Annotated in this window: 12 protein-coding genes; 7 read left to right on the top strand and 5 right to left on the bottom strand. The window is 49.8% G+C overall.

Annotated elements, in window-relative coordinates:
- The first annotated feature begins 2 nt into the window (after positions 1–2).
- The 3 genes from hmsP to EA14781_RS03345 all read left to right on the top strand — a co-directional run bounded on the left by hmsP (position 3) and on the right by EA14781_RS03345 (position 5,176).
- Complete coding sequence (gene hmsP / locus EA14781_RS03355; protein ID WP_001266334.1) at positions 3–1,991, top strand: biofilm formation regulator HmsP; 1,989 nt, start codon at positions 3–5, stop codon at positions 1,989–1,991.
- Between the two features lie 182 nt (positions 1,992–2,173).
- The gene (dctA, locus tag EA14781_RS03350) at positions 2,174–3,460 is read left to right on the top strand and encodes a C4-dicarboxylate transporter DctC (protein ID WP_000858223.1); all 1,287 of its coding nucleotides are present in this window, start codon (positions 2,174–2,176) and stop codon (positions 3,458–3,460) included.
- Positions 3,461–3,679: 219 nt separating this feature from the next.
- Positions 3,680–5,176 carry a M16 family metallopeptidase gene (locus EA14781_RS03345; RefSeq protein ID WP_001163173.1) on the top strand — a complete coding sequence of 499 codons (1,497 nt, stop codon included), beginning with the start codon at positions 3,680–3,682 and terminating at the stop codon, positions 5,174–5,176.
- Positions 5,177–5,279: 103 nt separating this feature from the next.
- On the opposite strand, the gene kdgK is transcribed toward EA14781_RS03345, so the two are convergent.
- Positions 5,280–6,209, bottom strand: coding sequence for a 2-dehydro-3-deoxygluconokinase (gene kdgK / locus EA14781_RS03340; RefSeq protein ID WP_000037566.1), 930 nt, complete (start codon positions 6,207–6,209; stop codon positions 5,280–5,282).
- A 230-nt stretch (positions 6,210–6,439) separates the two neighbouring features.
- Between kdgK and pdeH the strand changes: the two genes are divergently transcribed.
- Positions 6,440–7,207, top strand: a complete 768-nt coding sequence (pdeH, locus tag EA14781_RS03330) for a cyclic-guanylate-specific phosphodiesterase (RefSeq protein ID WP_000621115.1) — start codon at positions 6,440–6,442, stop codon at positions 7,205–7,207.
- Between the two features lie 31 nt (positions 7,208–7,238).
- On the opposite strand, the gene EA14781_RS03325 is transcribed toward pdeH, so the two are convergent.
- The 3 genes from EA14781_RS03325 to EA14781_RS03315 all read right to left on the bottom strand — a co-directional run bounded on the left by EA14781_RS03325 (position 7,239) and on the right by EA14781_RS03315 (position 10,963).
- Positions 7,239–8,561 carry an MFS transporter gene (locus EA14781_RS03325; RefSeq protein WP_001148990.1) on the bottom strand — a complete coding sequence of 441 codons (1,323 nt, stop codon included), beginning with the start codon at positions 8,559–8,561 and terminating at the stop codon, positions 7,239–7,241.
- A 452-nt stretch (positions 8,562–9,013) separates the two neighbouring features.
- Positions 9,014–10,015: an inner membrane protein YhjD gene (gene yhjD / locus EA14781_RS03320; protein ID WP_000191240.1), complete on the bottom strand. Its 1,002-nt coding sequence runs from the start codon at positions 10,013–10,015 to the stop codon at positions 9,014–9,016.
- Positions 10,016–10,063: 48 nt separating this feature from the next.
- Entirely contained in the window at positions 10,064–10,963 is a 900-nt protein-coding gene (locus EA14781_RS03315) for a LysR family transcriptional regulator (RefSeq protein ID WP_002460198.1), read from the bottom strand.
- 515 nt (positions 10,964–11,478) lie between these two features.
- On the opposite strand from EA14781_RS03315, the gene EA14781_RS03310 reads away from it, so the two are divergent.
- Positions 11,479–12,081 carry a helix-turn-helix transcriptional regulator gene (locus EA14781_RS03310; protein ID WP_001167685.1) on the top strand — a complete coding sequence of 201 codons (603 nt, stop codon included), beginning with the start codon at positions 11,479–11,481 and terminating at the stop codon, positions 12,079–12,081.
- Positions 12,082–12,131: 50 nt separating this feature from the next.
- Here the strand turns inward: EA14781_RS03310 and EA14781_RS03305 are convergent, their stop codons facing one another.
- On the bottom strand, positions 12,132–13,781 hold the full coding sequence (locus EA14781_RS03305) for an alpha,alpha-trehalase (protein ID WP_000934239.1): 1,650 nt from the start codon (positions 13,779–13,781) through the stop codon (positions 12,132–12,134).
- Between the two features lie 407 nt (positions 13,782–14,188).
- Here EA14781_RS03305 and ccp point away from each other — a divergent pair, with 407 nt between their 5' ends.
- Both ccp and gad read left to right on the top strand, forming a co-directional pair.
- The gene (ccp, locus tag EA14781_RS03300) at positions 14,189–15,586 is read left to right on the top strand and encodes a cytochrome c peroxidase (protein WP_001243112.1); all 1,398 of its coding nucleotides are present in this window, start codon (positions 14,189–14,191) and stop codon (positions 15,584–15,586) included.
- 208 nt (positions 15,587–15,794) lie between these two features.
- Entirely contained in the window at positions 15,795–17,195 is a 1,401-nt protein-coding gene (gad, locus tag EA14781_RS03295) for a glutamate decarboxylase (RefSeq protein WP_000435850.1), read from the top strand.
- Positions 17,196–17,565 lie beyond the last annotated feature (370 nt).

Genomic DNA, 17,565 nt, shown 5'->3' with positions numbered 1-17,565 from the left:
ATTTGCGCGTAAGTCGCTCGTTAACAATCAAGCAGATGGCAATGGTGGCAGCCGTTGTCCTGGTGTTCGTTTTTATCTTTTGCACCGTTTTGCTGTTCCATCTGGTGCAGCAGAATCGCTATAACACGGCTACGCAACTGGAAAGCATTGCCCGCTCTGTCCGCGAACCCTTATCTTCCGCCATTTTGAAAGGGGATATTCCCCAGGCGGAAGCGATTCTTGCCAGCATTAAACCGGCGGGCGTGGTCAGCCGCGCCGATGTTGTGTTACCTAACCAGTTTCAGGCGTTGCGTAAAAGTTTCATACCAGAGCGTCCGGTGCCGGTGATGGTCACCCGACTGTTTGAGCTACCGGTACAAATCTCGCTGGGCGTCTATTCACTGGAACGACCGGCAAATCCACAGCCGATTGCCTATCTGGTGCTTCAGTCGGACTCTTTTCGCATGTACAAGTTCGTGATGAGTACCCTTTCTACGTTAGTGACCATTTACTTACTATTGTCATTAATTCTGACAGTAGCGATTAGCTGGTGCATTAACCGACTGATTTTGCATCCATTACGCAATATCGCCCGTGAACTTAACGCGATCCCTCCACAGGAGATTATCGGTCATCAACTGGCTCTGCCGCGTCTGCACCAGGATGATGAAATCGGTATGCTGGTGCGCAGTTATAACCTCAATCAGCAATTGTTACAGCGCCATTATGAAGAACAGAATGAGAATGCGATGCGCTACCCGGTTTCAGATCTACCGAATAAAGCATTGCTGATGGAGATGCTGGAACAGGTGGTGGCACGTAAACAAACCACTGCGTTGATGATCATCACCTGCGAGACTCTGCGCGATACTGCGGGCGTGCTGGAAGAGGCGCAACGGGAAATCCTGCTGCTGACGCTGGTGGAGAAACTCAAATCGGTACTGTCGCCACGTATGATCCTCGCACAGGTCAGTGGTTACGACTTTGCTGTTATCGCCAATGGCGTGCAGGAACCGTGGCACGCCATTACTTTAGGTCAGCAAGTGCTCACTATTATGTGTGAGCGCTTGCCGATTGAACGTATTCAACTGCGTCCGCACTGTAGTATCGGCGTGGCGATGTACTATGGCGATCTCACCGCCGAACAACTTTATAGCCGTGCTATTTCTGCGGCGTTTACTGCGCGACATAAAGGCAAGAACCAGATTCAGTTCTACGATCCGCAACAGATGGAGGCCGCTCAGCAACGGCTGACTGAAGAGAGCGACATCCTTAATGCGCTGGAAAATCATAAGTTTGCTGTCTGGTTGCAGCCGCAGGTGGAGATGACCAGCGGCAAGATAGTCAGTGCGGAAGTACTACTGCGTATCCAACAACCGGATGGTCGTTGGGAATTACCGGATGGACTAATCGATCGCATTGAATCCTGTGGGCTGATGGTGGCCGTCGGTCATTGGGTGCTGGAGGAGTCTTGCCGACTGCTTGCTGCCTGGCAGGAACGCGGCTTTATGCTGCCGCTGTCAGTGAATCTCTCGGCCTTACAGCTTATGCATCCGAATATGGTGCCGGATATGCTGGAGCTGCTGACCCGTTATCGCATTCAGCCTGGGACACTGATTCTGGAAGTCACAGAAAGTCGACGTATTGATGACCCGCATGCGGCAGTGGCGATCCTTCGCCCACTACGTAACGCAGGCGTTCAGGTGGCGCTGGATGATTTCGGCATGGGTTATGCAGGGCTGCGTCAGTTGCAGCATATGAAATCGTTGCCGATCGACGTGCTGAAAATCGACAAAATGTTTGTCGATGGTTTACCGGAAGATAGCAGCATGATTGCCGCAATCATCATGCTGGCCAAAAGCCTGAATCTGCAAATTATTGCTGAAGGCGTGGAAACAGAAGCGCAACGTGACTGGCTGGCAAAAGCGGGCGTCGGCATTGCTCAGGGCTTCCTGTTTGCGCGTCCACTCCCTATCGAAATCTTCGAAGAGAGTTACCTGGAAGAAAAGTAGTTACCTCAAACTGATTACAAAACTTTAAAAAGTGCTGGTTTGTGCGAGCTAGCTCAAACTTTTTAACATTATTGTTTCAATTATGATCCAGGTACATTTCTGCGATGTTGTCTGGGTGTTATTTTAAGGCCGCAGGTACCCCATAACCTTACAAGACCTGTGGTTTTACTAAAGGACACCCTATGAAAACCTCTCTGTTTAAAAGCCTTTACTTTCAGGTCCTGACAGCGATAGCCATTGGTATTCTCCTTGGCCATTTCTATCCTGAAATAGGCGAGCAAATGAAACCGCTTGGCGACGGGTTCGTTAAGCTCATTAAGATGATCATCGCTCCTGTCATCTTTTGTACTGTTGTAACTGGCATTGCGGGCATGGAAAGCATGAAGGCGGTCGGTCGTACCGGTGCCGTTGCTCTGCTTTATTTTGAGGTAGTCAGTACTATCGCGCTGATTATTGGCCTTATCATCGTTAACGTCGTCCAGCCTGGCGCTGGGATGAACGTCGATCCGGCGAGTCTTGATGCGAAAGCGGTAGCCGTTTACGCCGCGCAGGCGAAAGACCAGGGCATTGTCGCCTTCATTATGGATGTCATTCCGGCGAGCGTCATTGGCGCGTTTGCCAGCGGTAATATCCTGCAGGTGCTGCTGTTTGCCGTATTGTTTGGCTTTGCACTTCACCGTCTGGGCAGCAAAGGCCAACTGATTTTTAACGTTATCGAAAGTTTCTCGCAGGTCATCTTCGGCATCATCAATATGATCATGCGTCTGGCGCCCATTGGCGCGTTCGGGGCGATGGCGTTTACCATCGGTAAATACGGCGTCGGAACACTGGTGCAACTGGGGCAGCTCATTATCTGCTTCTACATCACCTGTATTCTGTTCGTGGTACTGGTACTGGGTTCTATTGCCAAAGCGACCGGCTTCAGCATTTTCAAATTTATCCGTTACATTCGTGAAGAGTTGCTGATTGTGCTGGGGACCTCTTCTTCCGAATCGGCGCTGCCGCGTATGCTCGACAAAATGGAGAAACTCGGCTGCCGGAAATCGGTGGTGGGGTTAGTTATCCCAACTGGCTATTCGTTTAACCTCGATGGGACATCGATATACCTGACGATGGCGGCAGTGTTTATCGCTCAGGCGACTAACAGTCAGATGGATATCGTCCACCAAATCACGTTGTTAATCGTGTTGCTGCTGTCTTCCAAAGGGGCTGCCGGGGTAACGGGCAGTGGCTTTATCGTGCTGGCGGCAACGCTTTCTGCTGTAGGCCATTTGCCAGTGGCGGGTCTGGCGCTAATCCTCGGCATTGACCGCTTTATGTCAGAAGCTCGTGCGCTGACTAACCTGGTCGGTAACGGCGTGGCGACTATTGTGGTCGCGAAATGGGTTAAAGAACTGGACCACAAAAAACTGGATGATGTGCTGAATAATCGTGCGCCAGATGGCAAAACGCACGAATTATCCTCTTAATCTCACTACTTATGCCCGCACTCCCTTCCCCGAGTGCGGGTGTTTGCGCATAATTGACCCCTGTGCCCGAACTTACCTCCTGGGTGAGATCGGGTTTATTTCACTTCTTCCGTGACATTTCCATGTTCTTGCGGTCTAAAACGAAGTGTTTTTAACGTCATTTAGATTGTCCGATAACGGGCAGTCTTTTATTACCAGGATAGTTGATCAGGGGTTCACATGCAGGGCACAAAAATTCGACTTTTAGCGGGCGGTTTGCTGGTGATGGCCACTGCTGGCTATGTGCAGGCAGATGCGCTCCAGCCTGATCCAGCATGGCAACAGGGGACGCTCTCCAACGGATTACAGTGGCAAGTTCTGACCACGCCTCAGCGTCCCAGCGATCGTGTTGAAATTCGCCTGCTGGTTAATACCGGTTCGCTCGCCGAGAGTACACAACAGAGCGGTTACAGCCACGCGATTCCCCGTATTGCGCTAACGCAAAGCGGTGGTCTGGAAGCGGCGCAGGCGCGCTCATTATGGCAACAGGGAATTGACCCTAAGCGTCCGATGCCGCCGGTGATCGTCTCTTATGACACCACGCTATTTAATCTTAGTCTGCCAAATAATCGTAATGACTTGCTGAAAGAAGCGCTCTCTTATCTGGCGAATAGCTCTGGCAAGCTAACCATCACGCCAGAAACGGTTAACCATGCGCTGCAAAGTCAGGACATGGTGGCAACCTGGCCTGTCGATACCAAAGAAGGCTGGTGGCGTTATCGCCTGAAAGGCTCGACCTTGTTAGGTCATGATCCTGCCGATCCGCTGAAACAGCCTGTGGAAGCGGAAAAGATTAAAGACTTCTACCAGAAATGGTACACCCCGGACGCAATGACGCTGTTGGTGGTGGGGAACGTCGATGCGCGTTCGGTTATCGACCAAATCAACAAAACGTTCGGTGAGCTGAAAGGCAAACGCGAAACACCGGCTCCGGTGCCAACCCTTTCTCCACTGCGTGCGGAAGCGGTTAGCATTATGACCGACACGGTGCGCCAGGATCGGTTATCCATTATGTGGGATAACCCGTGGCAGCCGATTCGTGAGTCAGCCGCATTGTTGCGCTACTGGCGCGCTGATCTGGCCCGTGAGGCGCTGTTCTGGCACGTTCAGCAAACGTTAAGCGCCAATAACAGCAAAGATATCGGTCTTGGATTTGATTGTCGCGTGCTGTATTTACGTGCGCAATGCGCTATTAACATTGAATCGCCGAATGACAAGCTGAACAGCAACCTTAATCTGGTGGCGCGTGAACTGGCGAAAGTTCGTGATAAAGGTCTGCCGGAAGAAGAGTTCAACGCTCTGGTTGCACAAAAGAAACTGGAGTTACAGAAACTATTTGCCGCTTATGCTCGTGCTGATACCGATATTCTGATGGGGCAACGGATGCGTTCGTTGCAAAATCAGGTAGTCGATATCGCGCCGGAGCAATATCAGAAGCTGCGTCAGGATTTCCTCAATAGTCTGACAGTCGAAATGTTGAATCAGGATCTGCGCCAGCAACTGTCGAACGATATGGCGTTAATTCTGCTGCAGCCGAAAGGCGAGCCGGAATTTAACATGAAAGATTTGCAGGCTACCTGGGAGCAGATCATGGCGCCATCTACCGCCGCTGCAGCGACGTCTGTCGCCACGGATGATGTGCATCCCGAAGTTACGGATATTCCACCCGTACAGTAATAGAGGTCAGCCTGATGGTGATGAGTTAGCGCTGCCATCAGGCGTTTCTGGAAGAGCTGGATAGAGGCCTGACACGTTATCCAGCTTTTTGCATACGTCGTTTTTACGCTGGCATTGCTTCACGCGGGATAATCGCGCCGCGATACTGAATAACGGTGCTTGCGGTCAGATGTCCGCGTTTCGCGGCGTCTTCTGCATTGCCGCCAGTCAGGCGTACCGCCAGATAACCGGCACTGAAAGAGTCGCCAGCTGCGGTGGTGTCGATCACTTTCTCTTTCGGCAGTTTCACCGCAGGAACATCCACTAACTCTTCGCCAGCAATGGACACCAGGCAAGAATCTGCCCCGCGCTTCACCACCACTTCTTTCACGCCCGCGTTATGGGTACGCGCAATGACGTCTTCCACTGGCTGTTGGCCCCACAGCGCGTCTTCGTCGTCCAGCGTCAGGAAGGCGATATCTGTGCATTCCAGCATCTGCTGGTACACCTGTTGCGTTTCTTCTTTACTTGCCCACAGGCGCGGACGGTAGTTATTGTCGAAAATAACCTTCCCGCCGTTGGCGCGGCATTCGTGCAGTAGGGAAAGGAGTTTCTCACGACTGGTTGGACTCAGGATCGCCAGGCTAATGCCACTAAGATAGAGGTAATCGAAATTCGCCAACTCTGCACAAATTGCCGCAGATTGCTCGCTCTCCAGCCAGAATTTTGCGGCCGCTTCGTTACGCCAGTAGTAGAAAGTACGCTCGCCAGTGCTGTCGGTTTCAATGTAGTAAAGGCCCGGCAGACGATTTTCCATCCGTTGAGTCAGGGAAGTATCGATGTTTTCAGCGTGCCAGGTATCCAGCATCTGTTGGCTAAAACTGTCCGTTCCCAGCGCAGTTACGTAATGAACCGTTAACTCCTCAGGGACGACCTGACGGGCAATATAAACGGAAGTATTCAGGGTATCGCCGCCGAAACCGCGCTTAACGTCTGCGCCTTTCTCGGAAAGCTCAATCATGCATTCGCCAATCACGGCAATCTTTTTGGACATAGTCGTGAACCCGATTTGTAAAAATTAGCGTTAGTTTGCGCTGTGGTGGTTTGCTGGTCAACTATATTAAAACGCTGTTCCATTATTTTTTTGAACCAGAACGTGTTCCTGGATGATTACGCCGTGGTGCGGGTAAATTTAGCGGCATCAGGCGGTAAAGTTCTGGTACTACGCGCCGATAATCTTTGTCGAGTCCGGGCTGTATCACTCTTAAACACAGGACATCTTCGATGATAAGGCAGGTTATCCAGCGAATAAGCAACCCTGAAGCCAGTATCGAAAGCTTGCAGGAACGGCGTTTTTGGTTGCAGTGTGAGCTTGCTTACACCTGGCAGCCGATTTATCAGGTTTCCGGGCGGTTGATGGCCGTGGAGTTGTTGACCGTGGTTACACATCCCGATAACCCTTCGCAACGGCTGCCGCCCGATCGCTATTTTGCTGAAATTACCATCAGCCACCGTATGGACGTTGTGAGGGCACAGGTCGAATTGTTGGCAAAAAAAGCCGATTTTTTTGCCCAGCACGATCTTCTGGCTTCGGTCAATATTGATGGGCCTACACTTATCGCCCTGCGCCAGCAGCCGGAAATTTTGCGCCTGATTGAATGCCTTCCCTGGCTGCGATTCGAACTGGTGGAACACATTCGCCTGCCGAAAGGTTCCACTTTTGCATCAATATGCGAATTTGGTCCGCTGTGGCTGGATGATTTCGGCACCGGGATGGCTAATTTCTCTGCGCTAAGTGAAGTGCGTTATGACTACATCAAAATCGCCCGCGAATTATTTGTGATGCTGCGTCAATCGCCGGAAGGCCGCACGCTCTTTTCTCAGCTCATGCACTTGATGAATCGCTATTGTCGTGGGGTGATCGTCGAAGGCGTGGAGACAGAGGAGGAGTGGAGCGATGTTCAGAATTCACCTGCCTTCGCCGCACAAGGCTGGTTTCTTTCACGCCCGGCGCCGATAGAAACACTGGATACGGTGGTGCTGGCGCTGTAAGTTGCCGGATGCCAGGCATCCGGCAAACAAATTATAACGACTGGTGCCTTGTCTCATGCGTCAACAGCAGGGCGATTAGCGTCAATCCTGCCATCGCCGCCAGATATAACCCAACCGCGCCTAACCCATAGTGAGCTTGTAACCAGGCCGCGATATACGGTGCAACGGAAGCACCGAGAATCGACGACACGTTATAAGAGAACGATGCACCGGTGTAACGCACTTCTGTCGGGAACAGCTCCGGCAACAACGCGCCCATCGGCCCGAAGGTCAGCCCCATCAGGCTTAACCCCAGTAACAGGAAGGCAAAAACCAGAATCGGATTGCCTGAACCAAGCAGCGGATTAAAGGCGAACAGCGCGAACAGGATGATAAGCGAGGTGATGATCACCATGCTTTTACGACGACCAAAGGCATCTGCCAGAAAACCGGCTACTGGCACCATCACGCCAAAACCAATGACTGCCAGCATCAGCATCCACAACACTTCGTTACGCGGCAAGCCAAGCCCGACTGGCGCGCTGGCGGTGCTGAAGGTCATTGAATAGACGGTCATGATGTAAAACAGCGTGTAGGTTGCCAGCATGATGAAGGTGCCAAGTACCGTGACGCGTACGTGTTTGGTCAGCAACGTACCCAGCGGGATCTTTACCTGCTTTTTCGCTTTCGCCACTTTTTCAAACACCGGCGACTCATGCAGCGATACGCGGACATACAGACCGATAATTACCAATACCGCCGAGAAGATAAACGGTACGCGCCAGCCCCAGCTCATAAACTGCTCGTCCGTCAGCAACCAGGAAAGCAGCAGGAAAGTGCCGTTGGCGAAGAAGAAGCCGATCGGTGCGCCTAATTGTGGGAAGGAGCCGTACAGCGCACGTTTGCGAGGTGGTGCGTTCTCGGTTGCCAACAGCGCCGCGCCGCCCCATTCACCGCCTAAGCCGAGACCCTGACCAAATCGAGCCAGCGCTAACAGCAGCGGAGCAAAAATACCAATTGTGGCGTAGCCTGGCAGCAGACCAATCACTACTGTCGAAATCCCCATCGTGAGCAATGAGGCAACCAGCGTGGTTTTACGTCCAATGCGATCGCCGAAATGACCGAATACGGCAGAACCGATTGGGCGTGCGACAAAGGCGATAGCGAAAGTGGCGAGCGACTGTAGCGTCGCTGCTGTCGGATCGCCCTGTGGGAAGAAGATATGCGGGAATACAATTACGGCTGCGGTGGCGTAAATGTAGAAGTCGAAGAACTCAATAGCTGTGCCAATGAGGGAGGCGACCAGCACTTTATTTCGTGAGTTTATCGGCGTGTATTCTTGCTCGTGGTCGAGTGTTGTAGCGGTTGCTTGCATAATCTTTTCTTATTTTTTGGCTAACGAATAGCCATATTACGCATAGCAAAAGTGATATTTCAATCTGTAACAAATCATGAAAGTGTCCAAAAAACAGGCAAAAAGTGAATAATGTTTATGCCGGTAATTTTTCTTCTATGAAATGCTTCACACAATTTCATAAATGGTCGATAAAACTGGTTTTAGGTTAAATAAAAGTTACTAACTGGATTTATATGCTGAGGTTATGAGTCGGAATGAAATTGTTTGCTCTTTAAGAGATGGCTGAAGAGGATCTGGGAAAGCGTTTCAAGTGGTTACGTGCGCATTATAGCCGGATGCGATGCTGGCGCATCTTATCCGGCCTACGGGGAGCCAGGCCGAATAAATTCGTAGGCCGGATAAGGCGTTTTCGCCGCATCCGGCACAATGGTAAGTCGGATATGCTTATCCGACCCGGCATCGGACATATTTTACCGCTGCGTTTTTCCCGGCATTCGCGGGTCGTCTTTGTACTCGGCAGTGGCAATCCACGCCGCGCAAAACAACGTCAGACGGGCGAAGAAATAGAAAAACGCCATCAGTCCCAGCACTGAGCCAAATGCTGCGCCAGAGGGGGATTTCATCAACGACGGCAAGGTGTAGGTCATCACGATTTTAATCACTTCAAAACCAATAGCGGCGAGGAGTGTCCCGCGGATCAGCGCCTTTTTACGTGGTCGGTGGCGAGGCAGTCGCCAGAAAATCCAGAAGAAAAGCAAGTAGTTAGCAAAGATAGAAATCGCCAGACCAATCAATCGCCATGTCGGTTTCAGCCACTCAATACTGTTGAGATGCAGCGCGGTAATAATCATCTGCTGTGCAGAACCGGCGACAGAGGTAATCGAAAGGGTGACTATCAGCGCAATCAGCAAGCCAATCAATGAAATAAAATCACGCAGATATTTAACCCAGAATTTTTCCTGATCTTGCGGCGAACGTTCCCAGACATCCCGTGATTGGGCACGAATAGCCTCACGCAAGTTTCCCGTCCAGTTAATGCCAGAATAAAGCGCCACAGCCAGACCGACGAGTCCCACGGTGGTGCGTTGTTGAACAGCGGTATTGATCGTGTTTTTTAATGTGGCGGCCAGCGTCGGATCGCTGATGTTTTGCAGAATTTTGTCGAAGATATTCTGTAATAGCATGGGATGGGATGCCAGGATAAAACCGGCGGCGGCAAATGACACCATCAAAATTGGGATCATCGACAAAAACGAAAAATAGGTGATAGCCGCGCCAAACTGGTTGCCCAGCCGATCATTAAAGCGCTCTGTCGCACGAATCAGGTGCGCGATGACAGGTTGACGTTGGACTTTTTCGGCGGTGGTAGTGACGGTTTCCAGCGCCAGACTGACTTTATTGCCCTTGTCGCTATTTTTCAGGTGGTTAATTGGATCCTGAGGGGGACGTTTGATCTCGTTTTCCTGAGTCATCCGCTCTTTAGTCCTTCTGTTGTTGTCTTTTTTAAAAAGTATAGTCGGTCAGTTCAGGTGTTCTTTCATTACGCCGGCCAGCCACTGCATAAACAGGTTTACACGGCGGGAAAGCTCCCGGCGTTGCGGGTAAACCAGAGAAATGAGCAGTGGTTCAGCGCGGTAGCCGGGTAGTACTTCGATAAGCCGCCCGGCGCGCAGGGCTTCGCGTACTATCACGCGTGGTATCTGGATTATGCCAAGCCCGGCCAGTCCGGCGGCGAGATAGGTTTCGCTGCTGTTTACAGTCAACATACCGCCGGATTTTACCCACTGGACGCCATTGTCGCTGGCGACTTCGAAACCTAACGGATGCACCGCCAAATTCGGGGTGTAATGCACCAGTGCGTGTGAGGCGAGATTGTCCAGGTTTTCCGGGTAGCCAAAGCGTGTCAGGTAGTGTGGGCTGGCACAGTTGACCATCGTCAGCTTGCCGAGCGGCCGGGTGATCATTCCGTCGTCGGGCAATGTGCCAATGCGTACGACACAATCAAAGCCATCGCGAAGAATATCCACCGGATGGTCGCTGCTGCTCAACTCCAGTTCGATGCCAGGATACTGATACAGGAAATCGGGTAAATGTGGCAGGAACAAATTTTTCGCGATTCCGGGCGGAATATCGACGCGCAATTTGCCGCTGATACTGGTGACGTCGTGTTGAAACAGACCGTCCAGTTCGTTGAGGTTACTCAATATGTCTTTCGCCCGTTGGTAATAGGTCATCCCATCCGGGGTTAACCGAACTCGCCGCGTGGTACGTTGCAGCAACTGAGTGCCGAGCTGGTTTTCCAGCGCCTGTATCTGACGCGAGACACTTCCTTTGGGCAAAGCAAAGAAATCTGCCGCGCGGGAAAAACTTTCCAGCTCTGCAACTTTAATGAACAACTGCATTGCATGAATTTTATCCATTTATTTGACCGATTGTTGTTCATAGAGAAACAGTAATGCGCATATCGCATTGTTTATTGTTTTTTCTAACATCTAACACGTGATTTCACAACATTGTAACGGTGAAATCACGTATTTTTCAGAAGGAAGGGGCGTAATAGCGTATAGAGTCAGGAAAATAGCAGGGTAACGATGGCTATTTTCATTCATTTCTTTAAATGCGAAGTTGCTGCATAGGCTAATTGTGCGCAAGTTGAGCTTTTTTTTAGTGATGGAAAAATATAGCGTAATAAACGACATCATTGATGTTGTTTGAAGAAGATACAGAAATATAAGGATATCCTTAAAAATGTTTTAAATAGTGCCCTCGACATGTAATTTCAGACGTTTAGCTGTAACTATTTATATCAGTAACTCTTTTCCTCGCTTTGTATCTGTAGAATGGCTACCGCCAAATGGCGAATTCTTATTTGGTCTCTCGGGTAATACCCTTCCACTACTTAAGGCTTTTAACGTATCCAGGTGGAGATTCAGTAATGCAAATAGTCATGTTTGACAGGCAGTCAATATTTATTCATGGAATGAAAGTCAGTTTACAGCAGCGTATTCCAGGTGTGAGTATTCAGGGGGTCAGTCAGGCAGACGAGTTATGGCAAAAGCTGGAAAGTTATCCCGAAGCCTTAGTTATGCTCGATGGCGATCAGGATGGCGAGTTTTGCTACTGGTTGCTACAAAAAACCGTGGTGCAATTTCCTGATGTTAAGGTGTTGATAACGGCGACGGACTGTAACAAACAATGGTTACAGGAAGTTATCCATTTTAATGTGATGGCCATTGTGCCGCGTGATTCAGGCGTCGAAACATTCGCACTGGCGGTAAATAGCACGGTGATGGGGATGATGTTTCTGCCAGGAGACTGGCGAACTACGCCGGAAAAAGACATGAAAGATCTGAAATCGTTAAGCGCCCGTCAGCGGGAAATTTTAACTATGCTGGCAGCCGGCGAATCAAATAAAGAGATTGGCCGGGCGTTAAATATCAGTACCGGAACGGTAAAAGCGCATCTGGAATCGCTCTATCGGCGTCTGGAAGTGAAAAATCGCACTCAGGCGGCAATGATGTTAAATATCTCCTCCTGAAGGGGATAATTTTACAGCCAGCAGGGTGTTTGCGGCTGGCTGTAAAAATATTACGGTTCGCCGTACAAACTCATTAATCGCCGTACCACGCCATTAGTCCAGCCAAATCCATCCTGTAATGGGTATTCGCCGCCGCCGCCTTCCCGAGGGATATCGTCGGCAATATGGTATTTCTCGATCAGTTTGTGGTGCTTAAGGTAGAACTGATTCACCGTTTTTAGCCAATTACACGCAATCTCATCGCCCAGATGGTCATCACCGTACATTTTGAACCCCTGAATCGCCATCCATTGTAACGGTGCCCAGCCGTTCGGTTTATCCCATTGTTCGCCCGTTTCATACTCGCTCGCCAGAATGCCGCCAGGCGTCAGTAATCGGCTACGCACGGCATTTGCCAGACGATCGGCCTGTTCATGGCTTGCCATGCCGACATATAACGGCACAATAGCGGCAGCGGTAAACAGGGCTAACTGCTCACGTCGCCAGTCGTAATCACGGTAGATGCCGTTTTCATCATCCCAGAGATAACGGTTTACTGCATTACGGCGAGCGTTGGCATTCTGGCGAAACAGGGTTTCTGCCTCCTTATCGCCCTTCAATGCTGAGATATTGGCGATGACGCTTTCCAGTTTGAACAGGAAAGCATTAAGGTCCACGGGGATAAATTGAGTGGTGCGAATACTGGCCAGACGGCCTGCATCACGCAGCCAGCGGGAGGAATAATCCCAGCCAGAAGCCGCCCCCGCACGTAAATCGCGATATACCTCGTTCGGCGGGCGACCAGAGTGCTTCGCCGTTTCCACATCTTCCAGCCAGGATTCGTCGCGCGGCGTGTCACGGTCGTCCCAGTAGCGGTTGAGCAGAGAACCGTCCGGCATTCGCACTACGTGGCGGTAAGCCTGGTTGGGAATCAGCGATTGTGCGCCGTCCATCCAGAAGGCATATTCCATTTTCAGATGGGAAAGATAACGGCGCGCGCCGCGTACGCCATCTTCTTCAAACAGTTCCACCATCAGCGCAAAAACGGGCGGCTGTGAGCGGCTCAAATAATAAGTGCGGTTGCCGTTGGGAATGTGACCATAGTTTTCGATCATCCAGGCAAAGTTATCGGCCATGCATTTCAGCAAATCTTCGCGCCCGCTTTCCGTCAGCCCCAGCATAGTGAAATAGGAATCCCAGTAGTAGGTCTCGCTAAAACGTCCCCCAGGCACAATGTACGATTGCGGCAGCGCCAGCAGAGACGACCACGGGATATGGGCCTGTGGCTCGCGGGTTAATACCGGCCATAGCTGGTCGATATGCTCTTTTAGCGAATTTTGCGGGTCCGATACATACTCGCTGGCGTAGACTTTCGGCAGCCAGAAATGATTTTCAACGAACTGGCGTAAGTCAAAATCCCGATGACGGCGCACTTTTCGATAGCGAATTAATATATCCAGCGGGTCCATTTTGGGCGCACAGTCGGGGAAAGTTTTGCTGTCCGGGAAAATTTTCGCGCCCTGGACATGCTCGAACAACTCAAGATAGCGATCGGCTGGTGTTAATGCGTCTGAGGCGGGCAGTCCCTCAATCATTTCGGGTTCCGGTTCCGCTTCAATCATCTCATCCAGTTTTAATTCATACGGATCCAGTTCATAACAGAGATCGACCTCGATCGTCAGTTTGTCTGGATTAGGATTTTGAATTTTCTGATTGAGCATAAGGATCCAGCCTCCGAAATTTATCTCTAATAATTGAGCTTTCCTTTAAGGATAGTCATTCGTTCCGGTAGGTGGGCAACATAGCGTGCGGTAGATTTCGTTTATTCGCTTATCAAAAAAATATAACGTTATAATATCAATAAGTTTTATAAAAATAATGTTTTCTTATTGTTTTTTATTTTCGGAGTATTCAATTTTATATTCGTACAAGTCGTGATATGCCATACCGAACACCGATAATAGGCACAGACTATCTTATTGATAGCTTATATTTATATGATAGATTGATTCCTGTCAAAAAAACATATATTCCTGTTTTTTTATGATGTCTTTGTCTCGCAGAGATTTTTGCTGCTATCTGGAGAATTTTCTGGCTCACCATAACTCACCACCGTGAGGGAAGAATAATGAGAATGGTCTCACGTATTACCGCGATCGGCATCGCTGGCGTCGCGATTTGTTATTTAGGATTATCTGGTTACGTGTGGTACCACGATAATAAACGCAGTAAACAGGTCGATGTTCAGGCATCAACTGTTGGCGAAAATAATAAAGTTCTGGGTTTTCTCAGCGAGAAGGGATGCGATTATTGTCATACGCCTTCAGCGGAATTACCTGTCTATTATTATATTCCTGGCGCAAAACAGTTGATGGATTACGACATCAGGCTGGGATATAAATCTTTCAACTTAGAAGCGGTCCGTGCGGCATTGTTGGCCGATAAACCTGTTTCGCAAAGCGATCTGAATAAGATTGAATGGGTAATGCAATACGAAACGATGCCGCCAACACGTTATACCGCGCTGCACTGGGCGGGTAAGGTGAGTGATGAAGAGCGTGCGGAAATTCTCGCGTGGGTTGCGAAGCAGCGCGCAGAATATTACACCAGCGCTGACACAGCGTCAGAGCATCGTAATGAGCCGGTACAGCCTATCCCGCAAAAATTGCCTACTGATGCGCAAAAAGTGGCGCTGGGCTTTGCGCTGTATCACGATCCCCGTTTATCAAGTGATAACACGATTTCCTGTGCGCATTGCCATGCGTTAAACGCGGGTGGCGTCGATGGCAGAAAAACCTCGATTGGCGTTGGTGGCGCAGTTGGCCCTATTAATGCGCCGACAGTGTTTAACTCGGTGTTTAACGTTGAGCAGTTCTGGGACGGGCGCGCCGCAACGTTGCAGGATCAGGCTGGTGGGCCGCCGTTGAACCCGATTGAAATGGCGTCAAAATCCTGGGATGAAATCATCGCGAAGCTGGAAAAAGATCCGGCGCTGAAAGCGCAGTTCCTCGCGGTATATCCACAAGGTTTTAGCGGTGAAAGTATTACTGATGCAATTGCTGAGTTTGAGAAAACATTAATTACGCCAGATTCACCGTTTGATAAATGGTTGCGTGGTGATGAAAATGCGCTGACGGCACAACAGAAAAAAGGTTATCAGTTATTTAAAGATAATAAATGTGCGACTTGTCATGGCGGTATTATTCTCGGCGGACGTTCCTTTGAACCGTTGGGCCTGAAAAAAGACTTTAACTTTGGTGAAATTACTGCGGCGGATATTGGTCGTATGAATGTCACTAAAGAGGAACGCGATAAATTGCGCCAAAAAGTACCGGGTCTGCGTAACGTTGCGCTGACGGCGCCATACTTCCACCGTGGCGACGTGCCGACGCTGGATGGGGCGGTAAAATTGATGCTGCGCTATCAGGTTGGTAAAGAGCTGCCGCAGGAAGATGTGGATGATATTGTTGCTTTCCTGCACAGTCTGAATGGGGTTTACACACCCTATATGCAAGATAAACAATAATTAATTTAATCGCCCGAAGTAAAATATTCGGGCGATTTTTATTTTCAATAAAACCTGTTTTTATATTGTCGGCGCGAATCTTTATATAATAATAAGACTTTTTTCTGCTTAGGATTTTGTTATTTAAATTATATTCGTAACTCCTTGCGTCCCCTTCTGATTAATCCTACTTTTTTTATTGCCTTCAAATCAATTTAAGGAGTTCGAAATGGAACAGAAGTTGTTAACGGATTTCCGCTCAGAACTACTCGATTCACGCTTTGGCACAAAGGCTATTTCCACTATCGCGGAGTCTAAACGTTTTCCGCTGCATGAAATGCGAGAAGATGTCGCATTCCAAATTATCAATGATGAATTATATCTGGATGGTAATGCCCGACAGAACCTTGCTACATTTTGTCAGACCTGGGACGACGAAAATGTGCATAAATTGATGGATCTGTCGATTAATAAGAACTGGATCGATAAAGAAGAATATCCACAATCTGCCGCCATTGATCTGCGTTGTGTAAACATGGTTGCCGACCTGTGGCATGCGCCTGCGCCGAAAAATGGTCAGGCCGTTGGCACCAACACCATTGGTTCTTCCGAAGCCTGTATGCTCGGCGGCATGGCGATGAAATGGCGTTGGCGCAAACGTATGGAAGCTGCGGGTAAACCAACGGATAAACCCAACCTGGTGTGCGGCCCGGTACAAATCTGCTGGCATAAATTCGCCCGCTACTGGGATGTGGAACTGCGCGAGATCCCTATGCGTCCCGGTCAGCTATTTATGGATCCGAAACGCATGATTGAAGCCTGCGACGAAAACACCATCGGCGTGGTGCCGACCTTCGGCGTGACTTACACCGGTAATTATGAATTCCCGCAACCGCTGCATGATGCGCTGGATAAATTCCAGGCCTATACCGGTATTGATATCGACATGCATATCGACGCCGCCAGCGGAGGCTTCCTTGCGCCGTTCGTCGCCCCGGATATCGTCTGGGACTTCCGTCTGCCGCGTGTGAAATCCATCAGCGCTTCGGGCCATAAATTCGGCCTTGCCCCACTGGGCTGCGGCTGGGTTATCTGGCGTGACGAAGAGGCGCTGCCGAAAGAACTGGTGTTCAACGTTGACTATCTCGGCGGTCAGATAGGGACTTTCGCCATCAACTTCTCCCGCCCGGCGGGTCAGGTGATTGCCCAGTACTATGAATTTCTGCGCCTCGGCCGTGAAGGTTACACCAAAGTGCAGAATGCCTCTTATCAGGTTGCCACCTACCTGGCGGATGAAATAGCCAAACTGGGGCCGTATGAGTTCATCTGCACCGGTCGCCCGGATGAAGGTATTCCGGCGGTCTGCTTCAGGCTGAAAGACGGAGAAGATCCGGGGTATACCCTGTATGACCTTTCTGAACGTCTGCGCCTGCGCGGCTGGCAGGTTCCGGCCTTCGCCCTCAGCGGTGAAGCCTCTGACATCGTGGTGATGCGCATTATGTGCCGTCGTGGTTTCGAAATGGACTTTGCTGAGCTGTTGCTGGAAGACTACAAGGCTTCTCTGAAATACCTCAGCGATCACCCGAAACTGCAGGGTATTGCGCAACAGAACAGCTTTAAACATACCTGATAACGGGGGGGTCTGCATACTCAGAATGCAGGTAGACCGATTTAAAGCTTTACTGGATAAAAGAAAATATATCCCACAAAAGAAGAGCTGTGGCGTAATGACCAGGGTAGAAATATTCTGGTCATTTTTTATGAGAAAACTTCAGCTTATTAGATGGTTCTTTCACGTTCGGAAAATATTAAATGTGTCGTAATAGAGTTTATTGCGTTGTTCTATTCTTAACGATGCAGCAATAATGTGAACTGGGGCGAAATATGTGGTTTCTTAGGAAGCTATTATTTTTGTTGTTTACGATTTGTTTGATTAATAATTTGACACAGGAGGAAAGCGTGCTACATTAAAATATAGTTACATGTTTTGTTAAAGTGTA

This window comes from Escherichia albertii NBRC 107761 = DSM 17582, from assembly GCF_000759775.1.
Classification (GTDB): domain Bacteria; phylum Pseudomonadota; class Gammaproteobacteria; order Enterobacterales; family Enterobacteriaceae; genus Escherichia; species Escherichia albertii.
Note: the sequence above shows the minus strand (reverse complement) of the source record. Positions and strands in the feature narration are given on the sequence as shown.